Origin of the sequence: uncultured Amnibacterium sp. (assembly GCF_964244015.1) — a bacterium.
GTDB lineage: Bacteria > Actinomycetota > Actinomycetes > Actinomycetales > Microbacteriaceae > Amnibacterium.
Genome location: NZ_CAXTHO010000001.1, coordinates 40,618 through 56,216, shown reverse-complemented (window position 1 = coordinate 56,216; position 15,599 = coordinate 40,618). Strand labels below are relative to the sequence as shown.

Below are 15,599 nucleotides of genomic sequence, written 5' to 3'. Positions count from 1 at the left end.
GCCATCAGCGCCGTACCCGCGGTGCTGCTGAACGATGGTGGAAACAAGTGGCTTCGGAACCTCCGGCTTTTCGCCGACCGCAGAACCCTCACTCGCTCAAGACGCGCCGTGCGACATGGATGCACCGCCTGCTCCGCTACATGTGGCGCGCGTCGAGCAGTGACTGGGCGACGACCGTACGTTTCGGCTTTCTGATGGTGCTCGCGGCGATACTCGTCGCCACTGCCGTCGGCGGCACGGTATTGGTAGGCGTCGTCGTCAGATCCCTGCTGCTTCGCTGAACGGCTTGCGTCAGCGTCGGCCGCGATGCGTCCCGCTCAGCTCCTTGCGGACGCCGTTGGTGTGGGCGTAGGCGTTGTAGAGGCGCGGAATCGCGATAGCGAACACGATCAGCACGTGCAGCCCGGTGGCGACAGCGAGCGCACCCCACCAGCCGACGACGCCACCGTGCTTGTCCTCGGAAACGTTCGTCGCGATCACGAGGACGAGCGCCGTGATACCCGACATGTACGCGGCGACGAGCAGATGCGCGGCGGTCTCATCCAGGGAGTCGCGGTCGGCCCGCTCGGCATCGGGCATCATCTCGGCGCGCTCAGTCAGCCGAGCACGGAACGTGGCGACCTGGCTGAACGCCGCCAAGAAGCCGCCTGCCAGCAGCGACACGGCAGCCAGGAGCGCGTCTGGCGCTCCGAGCCGACCGCCGAGCAATCCGAACAGCACGCCAGCCACGACAGGCATCGCGACGACCAGGGTGCGCGTGGTGCGGTCCGGCACGATCTTGTCGCCGCGGTAGTCGCTCAGCGCCTTCCAGTGCGCGCGGAACACCTGCGTGGGGACGAGGCGACTGCTCATGCGCCCTCCTCCTCGGCATCCGTCGCGACCTGCGAGTTCAGGTTCGCTGCGATCCGTTCGATGATGGGCCCTGCCACCGACTTCAACTTGCTCGCGCTTGGACGGTCGGAGCCCAACGGGTAGATGAACAGCTCGTCCACGGTCTCTGACGTCACGGTCTGCTTCTTGCCGTTCTCATCGAACGACATCTCGGCGTCAGTGAACTCGACCTTCGTGATATCGGGCTCCACGAGCGTCAGCACATCCGCCGCCGCCGCGACGCGTCGCTGCGCCTCCGTTCCGGAATGTTTGCGCGATGACAGCTTCATCAAGACGTTGAGCACCGCCTCGACCGGAGTCTTCTTGAGCCCGTACTGAACCACCTCGATGTCGTAGCTCTTGCGCTCTCCGGTCGAGCTCACAGCCTCACGTCGAAGGGTGAAGGAGAAGTTTGACGAGCGTTCCAGAATGCCGTCGAGCCGCTCGCCATCGATTCGCGGGGTGGGCTTCCAGTTGAGCCATGGCAGTTCGGTCCGTATGCCACCTTCGTCGTACGACACGGCCGCGCGCTGCGCCAGCCGAGTGACCCAGTCCATCAGCAGGACCCCAGCAGAGCCGCGCCCGCGGACCTCTGAAACCATGAACGCGTGCTCCCCTGCGGTCGGGAACACGAGCAACACAGTGCTAGTGCGGATCGCCGCCCGACCACGGGCGTCCTCCAGGGAACCGTCGCGACGACGAATGCCGTCATGGTCGGACTCCCTGCCCGTCTCCACCAGTACCTCGATCGTTCGGCCGAGCCGCGAGACATCCAGCACCGTGAAGTACGCCAGATTCTCCGCCGCTTCCTGCGCAGCGAGCCGGACAGCTTCCTCCGGAGGCGTCGTCATGTAGGTCGGGGTGCCGAACTTCGTGTCGCCGCGCATCGCGATCAGCTGGTTGTAAACCTGATTGAGCGAGTCCGGCTCGCCGCCCGCCCTCGACACGTCCTCCACGTTCAGCAGCGTCTTGTAATGCCGCTGTAGGTAAGGCGTCAGGGTGTGGATGCGGAAGCCGTAGGTCGCCATGAGGCACAGCCGTTCAGAGAGGGATGGCTGAACGTAGCAGCGCCCTCCGACGCGGCTGAAACCTTTACCCGGACAGCCCCGGGCGCGCCTCGAACACCTCGAACCGGGCCAGATCGTTGCTGTAGTCGCACGGGCACAGGTGCGCGTAGATCGCGGCCGTGGTGTCGGTGTTCGCGTGGCCGAGGCGGCGGGACACCGGGAACGTCGAGAACCGCCCGGTCGGTGTCGGTCAGGGCTGCCGGAGCTCGTTCTCGCTCAACTGCTCCTCGATCCGCTTGGCCCTCGAGTTGTCGTCGGCCTGCACAATTTAGACGGGAGTCGTGGCGACCTGCGCCTACCGAGCGCCGAGGGTGCGGCGCTGGCCGCACGAACGAGCACCACCCCGTCGGTCTCGCGCCAGCCCAGAACCGGGACGACCGCGCCATGGATGTAGACGCAGTCGACGAAATCGGCGCCGAGGACGAGGCCCTCGGTGCGGACATTGGTCTCAACGACCAGCGCGGCGGGGTCGAGGTGTTGCAGTAAGCCCGCCTCGTGCTGAACGGGTGCGGTGCTGGTGGGGTGGTGTCGGTCATGGTCTCCCTCTCTCGTCGCTTTGCCGTGAAGGCACGAAGTGTCATCAAGGAGACGCAGCGGAGCACAACTCGAAAGGCGGCAGAGGAGAGAAGGTCGACGCGGAACAAGGGAGCGCAGCGACCGCGCGCGGCGGCTTGTCGGAGGAGCCGGCCGCGCAGCTGCTTATACGCAGCAGCGCCGACCGTACGACGCCGCGCACTTCGCCGCGCAGAAACGAACAACCGCGAGGGCGTGGGCACAGCCGGCCACCGGCCGACCTCATGACCCCGCAACTCGAGCGACTGGCCAGAGATCGAAGACCAGAGCGCTACTCGGCGGTGTCGTCGCTCAGAAACCTCAGCAGACTTGCCGACACATCGCTTCCCGCTATCCGCTCGATCTGTCGACTAGTTTCCGCAAGGAGCTCGGTGCGAGTCTCGTCAGAGAACTCGTCAATAAGCTGGACAGCAAAAAGACCGGCCAAACCCTCGGCCAAACTCTGCATTCCGGCCCGCGAGAGAGCCGCATAATTCGCCGCAGAGTAGCTCCGCCGGCGCTGACCCCACGCCTCGGCGCCGAGAAGCGCGGCCACAGCAAGTACTTCAGCGGCACGCTTTATCCGCCCAGCACGCAACCATGTCAGCGCCGGGCGCCACAAGTTTCCTACCAGTCCATCACGAGTATCGGTCCTCTGAGCACGACGAACAGCTCGGCTCAACTCCCGGTCAAAACGCTTGTACTCAGGAATACGCGCCAGCGCTTCTAATATGAACGCCTCTCGTTCTCCGGGGTCGGCCGTCGCATCAGCCGCCATACTGCGCCGCCAGAGATCCGCCGCTCGCCCGAACTCTCCTTGGGCGAAGTTCACGCTGGCTTGAAGGGACAGCGCGTCGCCCACGAGGCGATCGTCCCTCAATTCAATCGCGGACTTCTCAGCGTTGCTCCCTATCTCGTAGGCACCTTTTAAATCTTTCTCTTCGATCAAATCACAAATGCCAAGCTCAATCTCACACTCAATTGCCTGCTCGCGTATCCCCACACTTAGTGACATTTGAGCTGCGTCGGAAAAGCCGCGCCGCGCCTCCGCAATGCGACCCTCGCGACGATCAAGATGAGCAAGATTGAACACTACGAGGGCCCCAAGCACGCGGTCACTTTGCTCCTCAGCAAGAACTCGCGCTCGCTCTAGGCGCGATCGCGCATTGACTGGGTCCATTGCACGTTCCGCCATCAGCGCCGAGTCATTTAGCGCGTTGCCGAGCGACGTCAGCGCACGCGTCTCAGCGAACAAGTCGATTGCCCGATCTGCCAGAGCCATCGCCTCGCGAGGGCGACCGAGGCGGCCATCGACTTCCAGCGCGAGTTGCCATAGGTCCTCTGCGATAAACTGCGCGTCGTCCTCCTCCAATTGAGCGGATTCTTCAAGGCGAGCCACACCCTGGGATGCCTGCTCGTCTTGTATTAGCAGCAGGCCCGCACCGCGGAGTAGCGCCTTTCGGTACTCGGGTTCGAGCGCGGCGGCGGCACCGTTCGCGCGCTCACCAAGCAGAGCCGCTCCTTCCCCCTGCGCCTCCTTGAAAATCCAGGCAACTTGCAGATTCCTGACGATGCGAGCCGCCCACACCACGTCGCGTCGGGCCTCGAGCAAGTCGAGCGTTCCCAGCAGAGGCGAAATAACCTTAGTGTCGAACTCCGCGCGAACCTCCTCCGCGGAAGTAGCACCAGCGCGCTGCAGTTCTGCGCCGAGCAGAGCAGCAAGAGCATCTGCGCGGTCGTGCAGCGCGCCTGCTGTGTCGCCCGACCGGGCACTGAGTTCCGATGCTTCGCCGAACAATTGCTCAGCCTGTTCAAGATTGTCCTCTTCGACCGCCAGAAACGCGAAGCTGCGCAGAACTTCGGCTTCGTCTTCTTGAAGTCTGGCGCTTTGAGCCATCTCCCGCGCGCGCTGCCACCAGTGCCTTGCCCACCGGCGCTGACCCCGATTTGCGTAGAAGGTTCCCAGATCTCGGCGGATGAGAATCCGCAATTCCTCGTCGTACGATAGATCAGCTAGACGGAGTGCTCGACGAAAATATTCACGGGCCTCACTCGAACCAGGCTCGGTGGTCTGCCAAAGCGCTTCGAAGCGAGCCATCACGGCAGCGCCATAGGCAGGCAGATTGATGTCAGAAAGTTCATCGAGACGAGATCGTAAGATACCTGGCTCGCCGGAGGAGTAGGCATACTGGAGCCGATTTAGCGCGACGCCGAGTGCATCCTCGGTCTGACCGTGGGCAGCGTATAGATCTCGCGCGTGCGCGCTTAGCCGATCCGCTTCTCCAAGGTCTTTCTTCTCGAAGGCTATGATAGCCGCTAGTTTCAGCGAATCTGCAACCCTTAGGTGCTCATCGAGGGCTAAGAAGATTTCGACTGCTCGCCTCAGCGCATCTAGCGCTTGGTCACGTTCGCTGCGCGCGCGCTCTAGTTCCGCTAGTGAGAAGAGAAGCTCAGCCTTGAGCTGAGACGGATCGACATCGTTTTGGGTCAGAGTACGCCTGACGCCCTCAACCGACACGTTTGCATCGTCGAATCCCTTCAAGTCGCCGCGCCAGCGAGCCGTCCCTAAGCCGATGATAGAGAGCGCAAAGCCTTCAAGATTACCTCGTGCAAATTCGGCGGCGAGATGAATAAATCCGATAAGTTCCGAGGGATCATCCCTTAGTGCCGCTTCAACGAGATCTTGGCCAAAGCTCTCAAAGTCGCGGTCGGCTACTTCCCCAGAGCCGAACAGCTCGTCCCACTGGGTTGCACTTCGGTTCATTTCGACCTCTTCCGCGAGCGTCTGCGGACGAGCTGCTCTCGAGCGTTTCGTACGAGTATTAGCGTCAATGCTCGGTAGAGGTGGGTCTCGAGTTCAGCAGTGTTCTCAAATTCGCGATAGACTACGTGGTCCCGTTCGCGAGCCAGAAAGTCGACTACGTCCGGTGGCCTGTGAATGTTCCCCCGTGCGAATAAGTATCGCTCGGCTCCGCCTTGTGATGCGGCCTCGTACTCGGCGAGCACGATCGCAGACAATTCGTCTCCCACTATGAGCACGATGCTGTCGCTCGATCGTGCGTAACTTGTGCATTCGCGCTCGGAGTGAAGAACCCCCATAGGCGCGTCGCGCTCCCAGTACCACGCGCGGTGCCCATGTAGCGCTTCTATTGCTTTAGCTGCAACGACGCGTTCAGCGTCCAAAGTGCCGTTCATTTTTGAGCTGACGAAGACGCGCAAGTGACTCGAATCGCGTCCATAAACGATCTCATCCTGAAGGCTACGAAGCGTGGTCACTTCGGAAGTCCGTTTGTTGGACGGATGGAGGATGGCGCGGCGCTGCGATGCGCACAGCGGCCGTGCTTGCCGCGCCCCTCGTGGTTCACGTGCTCATCCTGCCGTCTTCGCCCCGAATGCAGCGGACCGAAGGCTATCCTTGTTGAACTTCATAGTCGAGGTGCCCAGTGAGACGACTGCGGGGTCAGAAGCGCCCTGATCGAGCGCCCCGCGATCCTGTCTCGCAACCGATGCTTTCGCCGAAATTCGCGATGCATAACCGGACGGTACAGCTGACATCGGACGTCCGAGCGCCAGCTCTTGCCCCCCGACTTGCGTGGAGCGCAGCCTCCTCGCGATCAGCACACCCTCCGGCGCGTCAGATCGACGCCGCAGGGACGACGAGATGCGCGGCCGCACCTCGTCCGACACTGAAACAGGCGCCCGCGAAGCGGGCGCTCGGTCGGTGGGCGCAGCGCCAACGAAGCGAGGGTCGGGGCTATTCCTTCGCCCATCGCATGACGTCGTTGGCGGCGCGCGCGGCACGGAGGGCCTCGCCGGCATGGTCGAGCGCGTCCGCGGCTGCTTCGAGCTGCGCGGCAGCTTCAAGGGTGCCGGTGACGCCGTCGCCGTTCTCGTCCTCCCCGCGGTACTCCCGCCCGTCGACGACCCGGCCGTGCCAGGCGCTCGGTTGCCGGACCGTCTGCTGCAAGTGGTCCGCGACCCGGCCGAGCTCGGCGAGGAGCAGGGAGGAGTCCGTCGGCGTCAGGACGTCCCGGGTCGAGTGCGCGAGCGTGCGGGCGGTTTCCTCGAGCTCGATGGCGACCTCGACCTGGCGACGCTCCTCGTTGCGAGCCACCGATTGCTCCGTTCCACCGCGACGATGTCGCTCCTCATCGCTGCACGAAGCGTGCCCACATTTTGCCCACATTCCGGTGAGAAACCGTGCGATCCGCCGCAGTCCAGTGATCAGGAAAGTCCTGGTCAGAAGGGTCTCTCGAGGCCCCCTTCGATCTCCTGATTTGCCTCTGATTTATTTCGAGCCCCAAGGGGCCCACCCGGAACTACGCGGATCGTGGCCGAGTGACATCAGCGGTCCGGCGGCCGATCCCCGCTAAAACCCCGCTCTCCGCTTGGTTCAGTAATCATCGTCGAGCAGTAATTCCAGCTCGACCATGATCAGACCCCGCCACCTGCACTCACAGAACCACTCGCTCTCAGCCCAGGCCATCAACAGGGCAAACTTCCACGGCTCGGCATGGCCCTCGACTACGAGCTCGGCCTCCTCTAGCAGGTAGTCCTGCACTGCGAAGACTCCGCTAGCCCGGTATATGCGCAGCAGACGCGCCCACACCGTTGAGAAGTAGACCGCAGCGCTTCCGGACCAAAATTGGCCGAGCTTCATCACTTCGAAGTGGTTCTCAACCCTCTTTCGAGTGTCCTCATCCCACGGCGCAGGGACATTGACATAAAACGTAGTGACGAAGTTGTCCTCGTCGAGCGAGCTTCCGATCCATTGCTCGGACTCAGCGAAGTCGAAGTAGGGATGCAGCAGCGGAGGACGACTAGGGGACGGAGCGTAATTGAGCTTCTGCTTATTGCAGCCGTGACAAAGGGGCACGAGATTGAGAGGAACAACTGCCAAGCGCGCAAAGGAACTCCTGGGAAGGTAATGATCTATCTCTGACACTTGACGGTCGTAGCAGTACGGGCAACGCCGGAGGAGCGGAGCCTTCATCAGGCGGTTGTAGTAGCGCCTTGCACCGCCTTCCTTGCGCCGGAGCTTCGCGTAGCCGGACTTGAAGTCGTCCTCCTGCTGCGCCGTCATCCCCGGGAAGCGTGGTACCACAGTCGCGATCGCCTCAGCAGCGCCCGCGTTTGCGAGATCCCGTTCCGCTTGCACAGCCTGTGCACTCATACCCTGCAGACGCACCGTCTTCGTCGACGTCCGCAAGGAGCTGAGAATGTCGACTACGCCGAAGTCTGGGGCAGGAAGCCTCCTCAACCTTCTGCACGGTCATTGTGCGACCGCCGCTGGCGAAAAGGAATTCTCGGCTCGATCCGCCCTGGGAGAATGGACTTAAGCAAAGCCCTTCCCTCAAACCCGACCTGCGAGTCGAATCGTTGTAGAACTTCAGCGTAGACCCCGAGTTCTTTTGCAGCATCCACTAGGAGGGTATAGAAACCGGAACTCGTTACTTCCAATCCAAATACGGAGTGAGTAAGAACTCCGACATTCTCGGCGAACGTTTCAATGTCGACCCGGTCAGCGCTCTGCTCGTCGCCCTCACGATTGATTACGTAGACCGAACGTCGAGGGACCTCCTGCAGAACAACCGGCGAATGGGTTGCAACTACGGCTAAACCATTACGTTCCTTCATCAAGTAGGACAGCGCCCTCATCCACGCCGACAGCAGAGGCGGGTGAAGATGACCTTCAGGTTCATCAATGAGTACCAGGGTGCGCTCGGTTACCGTCTGAACCAGGCGAGTCATAGCAAGAAGGACTATTTTGTGCCCAGAGCTAAGGTTACGACGGAATAGGTTCTCCGCCCTATTCTTGTACGTTTCCTCATCCTCACCTTCGAGAGATGGCCGCGCTAGATCCGCCACTTCGGCAGACTTGAAGTTCTGGTCTGATTCGAGCAGCTCGAGTGCGACTTGCCATAGTTCGAGAGATGAGGGCTGCTGTCGCACCACCCATGCACTTCGGGCGAACTCGCCGCCTAGCTCACCGGCCGCGCGCGTCACCTTCTTCGCATCTGGCTTTTCAGGGGTCCGTGGATCTGGGGTCTCTGGCTCCCAGGACCAACTGTTGTCACCCTCGTCTTCACTCAGGTATTGAAGCCCGATGTAGGAGTACGGCCGGTCATACGCGACCGAGTTATCAAGCACAGGCACATCTACTTCATCAAATGCACTGAACGAGACATATACAAGACTCGCGATCGAAAGGCCAGAACCCGCATCCGCCAACTCGAAACTGCCGTCTCCTGGCCGCACAAAAGGCTTGCCAATAATAGATCGCGCCATCGCCTTCAACAGAGTCGTTTTACCGGACCCGTTTCGACCAATCAACGCATGTACGTTCGTCGGTGGCATCGATTCGGGGTCAACTTCAAAATCAAGAAGCGGAGCAGTTGACGAGTGCCAGGGGTCCGAGGGTTTTGCCTGGAACTTGAGATGGAAATTAGCCGACTCGACCAAGTCCCCCTGGGCTAGACGCGCGAAGGACCCCCTAACCACCGCGACATTCAAGTCTCGAAACAGTGATTTTCGTACGAGTGGGATTCCACGCAACTCTTCAAAGCGCGACGGATTGATAGCGAGATCGCCTAGCGCGCGGAGCACGGCACGCATCTGACTGCCACCGAGCACTTCGAGCAGCCGCTCATAGTAGGAATCGCCCTGCCCAATAGAGATAAACCGAGGGGGCAACTCATCGAACGCAGGCGGTAGTGGCGTCTCAGCGCCATCAACGTTCTTGTACTCATGTTCGAGATCGCCAATTTTCACACTGCCAATGTTCACTTCGACGCCGCGTTCGTCGACGTAGACCAATTCGAAGAGGGTCCGAAACTCGAACCAGTCATTCCAGTTGAGCGAACGGAGAAGCAGGCTGCCCGCCTGTCTGACAGCTTTGGTACCTGGTGCCGCGTAGAAAATCTTCATCGGATGACCTCCTTGCCGCTCGTCAGTATGACCGGGCGGGACCAAACGGTCACCCCCTACTTCTGAGCGCATCGAAATTTGCGATGTCGTCGCTGTAGTCGCTCGGGTACAGGTGCGCGTAGATCGCGTCCGTGGCGTTGGTGTTCGCGTGGCCGAGGCGGCGGGACACCTGCCACGTGCTGAACCCGGCTGCGAGCCACAGCGACGCCGCGGTGTGGTCGGAGGTCGTGGAACCGCATGTCGGGCAGGCCGAGCTCGCGCAGTGCGGGCCGGAAGTAGTTGCGGCGGAAGCTGCCGACGTCGAGGACGCCGCCATAGTCGAGCGCGTGCGACCCCACTCCCCTACCCGGCCAGAACAGCGCGTCGGGTCGCCGGAGTTCGGATGAGTGAGCAGGTAGCGGCGCAGCTCGGCAATCAGCCCGCGGTCCACGAGCGGCACGTTGCGGGTGGAGTGGCCTCGATTTTCTTCGCGAGGGAACTCGACCCTCACCAGCGCTGCTCGTCCGCTTAATCGATCAGATGCGCGAGGCCGGCCATGGCGTCGAGTCGACGAGCGATGTCCTGCGATCGCAGGGCGTCGCCGTCGCTCCAAGGTCATACCGCGCGCGGCGCCGCCGCGCACCGTCGGGACGGGCGGTCGACGATGCCGCGATCATCGACGTGTTCCGGCAGCTGCGGCAACGCGACGCCCGAGGTCTGCAACGTCCCGAGGTGCTCTACGGGCGCCGGAAGATGACCGCCTCGCTGGCCCGCAAGGGGTTCCCGGATGTGTCGAAGCACACCGTCGACCGATTGATGCGGGACGAGGGCATGGCCAGCGTGATCCGGGGCCGGAAGACCACGACCACGATCCCGGCCAAGGACGGCAAGCGCGCCCGTGACCTCCTGAACCGGGACTTAACCGCACCGTTCGCGAACCACTTCTGGGTCACCAACTTCACCTACGTCGCGACGTGGTCCGGGTTCGTCTAGGTCGCGTTCGCGATCGACCTGTACTCCAGAATGATCGTCGGTTGGGAGGTCTCAACGGTCAAGGACACCGCGTTCGTCGAGGCCTGCTTGAAGGTGGCGCGCTGGTGACGCGACCACTCCGGACGCCCTGTCGCGGCCGGATTGATACGTCACGCCGGATCGCAATACACATCCATTCGCTTCACTGAGACAGTCGCCCTCGCAGGGCTTGTCGCGTCGATCGGATAGGTCAGTGACGCATATGACAACGCCGCCGCGGAGACGGTCATGGGGCTGTTCAAGGACGAGGCGATCCGCACGGGATCACCGTTCCGCCCGGCCGCCTTGAAGGGCCCTTTCCGACGTCGAAGCAGTGACCTTCGGCTGAGTCGATTGGTACAACACGTCCCGGCTGCACTCGACCCTCGGCAACATCCCGCCAACCGAGTTCGAGGCCAACTATTACGCTCAAGAAACCGGCCCGTCAGCCGACGAAGCCGCCAGCAACGAAGCGGCCTGAAACCCGGGACGGTTCAGTCATACGGTCGGCGCGCTTCCGCGGCCGCATGGCTAGGACCCTTCGAACGGACAGTCGATCGCTTTTGGCCAAGGCGCTCCAACAAAATCAACGCCGCCTCCGCGAGCGCAGTGCTGGAAACGTCAACTCAGGATCCCGCCACACCTCGTTTTGGGATGTTTCAATGAGCTGGCGAGCGACCAAAATGAGCGTATGAAAATGCTCATATTCGGACCCGCAAGTCCACCGGTCGATCGTGTCCTCCGCATCGTGAGGGCGGTCATCGGCGTCGCCATCGCGGTAGTGACAATTGTGCTTAGCGCCAGTCCCGCGTTTTTACCTGGTGAGGCCGGAACATTCCTCGCCTCGGTTGCCCCCGTGCTGGCGGTCTACGTCACATTCGTTCTCGTACGGAAGACGAGCTGGTGGACGGTGTTTGAAGTCGGACTCGTCGTCCTAAACATTTGGCTCTTACAACAGGCGTTTCTATTCATCGACACCCCCTTCTGGCCAATCTCGGCCGCCGTGTGCGGCGTCACCGTTGTGGTCGTACCGTTTCTTGTGGGCATCGACGTTACGCCCATCTGGCGCAGGACGACGAGCTGAAAAGCTACTGCGACGAATCGACTGCACGCAGGCACATTTGAAACTCTTCCGCTCTCAGCTGAGGCCGCTCTCGCTATTCGCGCAGCCCACTTCAGGGCCGACATACTCGTCGAACGCATTACCTGACGTCGCATGAGAACTTGCGCAGCCTCGACAGCTCACCAAAGCGAACAAGTGGAATACGAAACGGCGACGCTACGTTCTAGTCAAATCTGCGGTGTCAGAATTGAACCCAGTTGTCGAGTATCGCCACACTCGAAGCGCCATTCAAACGAATGTGCAGGTCCAGAGCTTGCTTCTCAGTAAGACTTGAGATGTAGTCGCAGACAGCACGAGCAACTCTCTCTCGTTCAGATCTGTACCCGCCGGTGTCGGGCTGTTGCCAACTCGTGACATCTAGGTAGTCAATCAGTCGAGGCGGAAGCCCGCCAACATTATATTGAGTACGCGACACGCCCGAGGTCTTGTACTGGGGGCCGGGATACTCCCTCTCAGACCACTCGCACAACCATACGAAAAGCTCACGAATCATTTTCGCTTGACCACGTTGCGTCGATCCGAGCGCGGGCCGCTCTATAACGAAGTACCACGTCAGCTTCTTCAGGATCTCGACCTCGACGAGAGGCCGCAATGCAATATCTAGAAATCCTGTGTCGGGTAGAACCTGGATGCCCTGGGGTCGCGGGGACGTGTAGAACTCGATACGCTCCGAAGACCACTTGCGAAATTCTTCACGTTCAAGCCTCGTCGCCTGAGTAGACCCAGGAAGTCCACGAAGTACACCTAAGAAGATAGCTCGCAAAGCCGGCTCAATCGAGTCCTGACCGCCATCAATTTTCGACAAGATAAGGGAATTGTCTAACAGGCGGGCGAGACAATACTGCCAAAACCCTTGAATCAATGGAGCATCGAATTCAGAGAGGCTGAGCAAATCGGCTGGAATCAGCCTTGCCCTGCAGAAGTCTTCGACATCATGCACGGCATACGTGATGTCATCTGCCCAATCCATCGCTTGCGCCGTCACCGACCGCCACTCAAGCGAACCGTCCGGCCTCTCGCGTCGTACTGAATCGTCGATGGCGTCAGTTGCCCACTCCAAGACGTCCGCTTCAGAGTCGTACGCACCCCACTTTTCCTTCCTGAGGTCAACCTCGGAGGGACGCGCGTTTCGGCGCCACGGGTATTTGAGCACAGCTGATGTCGTTGCTCGGGTCAGATTTAGGCCGGCACCTGACTGCAGAACTCCTGAAAGGCGGCCAAATGCCAGACGAGTCACTATTCGAAGACTCTGCGCATTTCCTTCGAAAGAGTCGTCTAGCGAAAACCCTTCAGGTACCGGAAGCAGTTCGTTTTGGTTAGGAGTTTTGCCGAGCGCTTTTTGGAGAACCTGCTCAGCTATGTGACCGAAGGGGGGATGCCCCAGGTCGTGCGCCATCCCTGCGGCTTCAAGAACCCACGGGTCAATCGCCTCTCGACGGTCTGCGTTGAAAGGAACTCCAGTAAATTTTCGGATTGCTTGCCGTACGGGCTCACTCTTGTTTGCCTGGAAATTTATGGAGGCCGCAATTTTCCGACCAACCTGTCCGACTTTTAAGGAGTGCGTGAGCCTGTTGTGCAGCAGAGCAACTTCGCCTGCGGATGCAACCTGCGTCACTCCGTCAAGTCGACGGAACGCGGTTGAGTAAAGCAGACGATCGGCGTCACGCTCCGCCTCGGATCTCCAGACGAGCTCCGCATCCTCCGCATAGAACCGTGTCTTCAGGGCGTCCTGATCATCACTGGCTGATGAGTTCACGCTGGAGCTGCTCTTCGTCCGGTGCCTTGGCGTATCCGCTTCCAACGTACGCAGCCGTGCCATCCTCGATGAGAATGCCGACTACGCGATTAAGTTGCCCTTTTGTCAAAGCATGCAATTTCCGTATCTCGTCGAGCTCATCAAAAGAGACAACCTCTTTCGCGTCGAGCGCACTTGATATATCGAGACTTGCTTGCTCTTGTGATTCAAGGATGCGAGCCGTTTCGGCAGCTCGAACATCATCAAGCTCTATGCCCATGATCGCGATTGCGCGTTCAGCGAGACGGCGACGAGAAGAGGGTGGCGGAAGATTCAATATCTCTCCGCGCATTTGCAGCAGGGCCAGTGTTTTGAGTTCTGTGTTCATTTCTGGCCTTATTGAACAAAATATCCCCGATCATGTCAATAGCGCCTGCCGGACGGGAAGGTCGCGCTGGATGAGCGCAGGGTAGCGGAGCGAGGCGTCGTTGTCACGCAACTCACAGGCTCACTCAGCATGTCGCTTCATCACAATCTTGTTGCGAAGCGCAGCGTGCTTGGTGCCGCTCTCCCGAAGGACACGGGGTAGCTCATGAGTTGGGCCTTCACGCGTGCCGACGACGCACTCGATGCGCATCGGCGCGAGCCAACGTCTAGCTGATCACGTAGCAGCGTTATTCTCCAAACGACCGGGTCGCGATGAAGCGAGGCACCATGACACTGTTCGTATACGTCGACAATTCGAATCTCTGGATCGAGGGGATGCGCATCAGTGCGGTGCGCAAGGCCTCTCGGGCGAGGAGTACGACGAAATTTAACCCCTGCGCCAGGACCGGCTTTGCATGCAGCCTGAGTGGAGCCTGAAAAGACGTCATTCCGCCAGTCGATTTGCTCCACTGGCCCGGCGCACTAGCACTTTGGATGTAAGCGGTGCGCGCGGCTCAGGGAGCTTCCAGACTCAATGACGACTGGGACCAGGCGCTAGAACGTCCGGAAGGCGGTCACCCATCAGTGAACACTGAGTGTCTCGTAGCCAAGCCGGCTGGGACCAATCCTGAGCGACGCTGAGTCAGTGCCTTGGTCGGGCAGCCCTGGCCTCGAGCGGCAGGACGACTTGCGCAGCCGCTTGAGCTCCCACATGAGTGCCCTGCATCGTCGGCAGCTCCTGGCAGCATGAACGGTCCCTGTTTTCAGGCCGCTGTTTTCCTTGGAAGGATGCAGCATGCCGAAGCAGTACCCGAGCGAGGTTCGGGAGCGCGCGGTCAGGATGGTGCTCGATCGGCTCGACGGGTCGAGCGCTGCGGATCCCACGCACCCGATCCCGGAACCAGCCACAAGGTCACGTCACCGCCGCGGTCGTTATCAGCGAGCGTCCCGCTGAGGCCGACGACGGAGCCCTGCCCGGCCATTGGGAAGGCGACCTGATCGTCGGCACCGAACGGTCCGCGATTGGGACCCTCGTACCGGAACACGCGATCCACGATCGCTCGTCCACCTACCTCGGCTCGACGGCTGGCTCGAGACTGCGCCAGTGAAGGGCGGGCCGCCGTTGGCTGGTTACGGGGTCGAAGCAATGACAAGGGCGCTGATCGCCTCGCTCGGCCAGCTGCCGCTGCAACTGCGCAAGACTCTGACCTGGGACCGGGGCGAGGAACTCCCCGGGCACGCCGCGTTCACCCTCGCGACGGGCACGAAGGTGTTCTTCGCAGACCCGCACTCGCCCTGGCAGCGCCGCACGAACGAGAACACGAACGGGCTCCTGCGGCAGCACTTCCCGAAGGGCACCGGCCTCTCCAGATGGTCAGCCGGTGACCTCGCTGCGATCGCCGCGACCCTAAACAACCGACCACGCAGGACGCTCGGATGGAAGACACCCGCCGAAGCCCTCGCCGACCATCTAGCCTCGCCACAAGAGCCCGGTGTTGCGACGACCGGTTGATTTCGCCCAGTACACATCGATCCGCTTCACCGAGACCGTCGCGCTGGCGGGCCTGGTGGCATCGATCGGGTCCGTCGGTGACGCGTAGGACAAAGCGGCCGCGGAGACCGTCATGGGGCTGTTCAATACCGACGCGATCCGCAAGGGCTCACCGTTCCGACCCGGGCCACTGAAGGGCCTGCCGGACGTCGAGGCGGTCACCTTCGCGTGGTCGATTGGTACAACACGTCCCGCCTGCATTCGACCCTGGGGAACATCCCGCCCGCCGAATACGAGGCTGACTATTACGCCCAAGAAACCGGCCCGTCAAACGACGAAGCCCCCAGCAACGAAGCGGCCTGAAAACAGGGACGGTTCACAAGTCGGATGCGAAACTGATGGCGATCATCGGGTCGA

Annotated in this window: 14 protein-coding genes and 1 pseudogene; 5 read left to right on the top strand and 10 right to left on the bottom strand. The window is 61.1% G+C overall.

The window, feature by feature from the left end; all coding sequences use genetic code 11:
• Positions 1-119: 119 nt before the first annotated feature.
• Positions 120-281, top strand: coding sequence for a hypothetical protein (locus tag ACFE67_RS00255; RefSeq protein ID WP_375404863.1), 162 nt, complete (start codon positions 120-122; stop codon positions 279-281).
• A gap of 10 nt (positions 282-291) precedes the next feature.
• Here ACFE67_RS00255 and ACFE67_RS00250 read toward each other — a convergent pair whose 3' ends face one another.
• From ACFE67_RS00250 to ACFE67_RS00215, 8 genes are all read right to left on the bottom strand, one after another.
• Complete coding sequence (locus tag ACFE67_RS00250) at positions 292-852, bottom strand: hypothetical protein (RefSeq protein WP_375404862.1); 561 nt, start codon at positions 850-852, stop codon at positions 292-294.
• A complete protein-coding gene (locus ACFE67_RS00245) occupies positions 849-1,898 on the bottom strand; it encodes a hypothetical protein (protein ID WP_375404861.1) in 1,050 nt (349 codons plus the stop codon). The genes ACFE67_RS00250 and ACFE67_RS00245 overlap by 4 nt, the downstream gene beginning before the upstream one ends.
• 64 nt (positions 1,899-1,962) lie before the next feature.
• Complete coding sequence (locus tag ACFE67_RS00240) at positions 1,963-2,094, bottom strand: hypothetical protein (protein ID WP_375404860.1); 132 nt, start codon at positions 2,092-2,094, stop codon at positions 1,963-1,965.
• Between the two features lie 687 nt (positions 2,095-2,781).
• Entirely contained in the window at positions 2,782-5,253 is a 2,472-nt protein-coding gene (locus ACFE67_RS00235) for a hypothetical protein (RefSeq protein WP_375404859.1), read from the bottom strand.
• 990 nt (positions 5,254-6,243) lie between these two features.
• Positions 6,244-6,603: a hypothetical protein gene (locus ACFE67_RS00230; protein ID WP_375404858.1), complete on the bottom strand. Its 360-nt coding sequence runs from the start codon at positions 6,601-6,603 to the stop codon at positions 6,244-6,246.
• A gap of 279 nt (positions 6,604-6,882) precedes the next feature.
• Positions 6,883-7,572, bottom strand: a complete 690-nt coding sequence (locus ACFE67_RS00225; RefSeq protein ID WP_375404857.1) for an HNH endonuclease — start codon at positions 7,570-7,572, stop codon at positions 6,883-6,885.
• Between the two features lie 173 nt (positions 7,573-7,745).
• On the bottom strand, positions 7,746-9,416 hold the full coding sequence (locus ACFE67_RS00220; protein ID WP_375404856.1) for an AAA family ATPase: 1,671 nt from the start codon (positions 9,414-9,416) through the stop codon (positions 7,746-7,748).
• A gap of 49 nt (positions 9,417-9,465) precedes the next feature.
• Entirely contained in the window at positions 9,466-9,906 is a 441-nt protein-coding gene (locus tag ACFE67_RS00215) for a hypothetical protein (protein ID WP_375404855.1), read from the bottom strand.
• Positions 9,907-9,935: 29 nt separating this feature from the next.
• Between ACFE67_RS00215 and ACFE67_RS00210 the strand changes: the two genes are divergently transcribed.
• Together ACFE67_RS00210 and ACFE67_RS00205 are read left to right on the top strand one after the other, a co-directional pair.
• On the top strand, positions 9,936-10,388 hold the full coding sequence (locus tag ACFE67_RS00210) for an IS3 family transposase (protein WP_375404854.1): 453 nt from the start codon (positions 9,936-9,938) through the stop codon (positions 10,386-10,388).
• A 715-nt stretch (positions 10,389-11,103) separates the two neighbouring features.
• A complete protein-coding gene (locus tag ACFE67_RS00205; protein ID WP_375404853.1) occupies positions 11,104-11,490 on the top strand; it encodes a hypothetical protein in 387 nt (128 codons plus the stop codon).
• A 220-nt stretch (positions 11,491-11,710) separates the two neighbouring features.
• Here ACFE67_RS00205 and ACFE67_RS00200 read toward each other — a convergent pair whose 3' ends face one another.
• The gene (locus ACFE67_RS00200; protein WP_375404852.1) at positions 11,711-13,285 is read right to left on the bottom strand and encodes a deoxyguanosinetriphosphate triphosphohydrolase family protein; all 1,575 of its coding nucleotides are present in this window, start codon (positions 13,283-13,285) and stop codon (positions 11,711-11,713) included.
• Complete coding sequence (locus ACFE67_RS00195) at positions 13,266-13,652, bottom strand: hypothetical protein (protein ID WP_375404851.1); 387 nt, start codon at positions 13,650-13,652, stop codon at positions 13,266-13,268. The genes ACFE67_RS00200 and ACFE67_RS00195 overlap by 20 nt, the downstream gene beginning before the upstream one ends.
• A gap of 898 nt (positions 13,653-14,550) precedes the next feature.
• Between ACFE67_RS00195 and ACFE67_RS00190 the strand changes: the two are divergent.
• Positions 14,551-15,203, top strand: a pseudogene (locus ACFE67_RS00190) (IS30 family transposase); the annotation flags it as partial.
• Between the two features lie 207 nt (positions 15,204-15,410).
• On the top strand, positions 15,411-15,545 hold the full coding sequence (locus ACFE67_RS00185) for a hypothetical protein (protein WP_375404850.1): 135 nt from the start codon (positions 15,411-15,413) through the stop codon (positions 15,543-15,545).
• The last annotated feature ends 54 nt before the right edge of the window (positions 15,546-15,599 follow it).

What these genes read in the sequence shown, in the direction of transcription:
- ACFE67_RS00255 (WP_375404863.1), top strand. Translation starts at nt 120, where the DNA reads ATGCACCGCCTGCTCCGCTACATGTGGCGCGCGTCGAGCAGTGACTGG.
- ACFE67_RS00250 (WP_375404862.1), bottom strand. Translation starts at nt 852, where the DNA reads ATGAGCAGTCGCCTCGTCCCCACGCAGGTGTTCCGCGCGCACTGGAAG.
- ACFE67_RS00245 (WP_375404861.1), bottom strand. Translation starts at nt 1,898, where the DNA reads ATGGCGACCTACGGCTTCCGCATCCACACCCTGACGCCTTACCTACAG.
- ACFE67_RS00235 (WP_375404859.1), bottom strand. Translation starts at nt 5,253, where the DNA reads ATGAACCGAAGTGCAACCCAGTGGGACGAGCTGTTCGGCTCTGGGGAA.
- ACFE67_RS00225 (WP_375404857.1), bottom strand. Translation starts at nt 7,572, where the DNA reads ATGACGGCGCAGCAGGAGGACGACTTCAAGTCCGGCTACGCGAAGCTC.
- ACFE67_RS00220 (WP_375404856.1), bottom strand. Translation starts at nt 9,416, where the DNA reads ATGAAGATTTTCTACGCGGCACCAGGTACCAAAGCTGTCAGACAGGCG.
- ACFE67_RS00210 (WP_375404854.1), top strand. Translation starts at nt 9,936, where the DNA reads ATGCGCGAGGCCGGCCATGGCGTCGAGTCGACGAGCGATGTCCTGCGA.
- ACFE67_RS00205 (WP_375404853.1), top strand. Translation starts at nt 11,104, where the DNA reads ATGCTCATATTCGGACCCGCAAGTCCACCGGTCGATCGTGTCCTCCGC.
- ACFE67_RS00195 (WP_375404851.1), bottom strand. Translation starts at nt 13,652, where the DNA reads ATGAACACAGAACTCAAAACACTGGCCCTGCTGCAAATGCGCGGAGAG.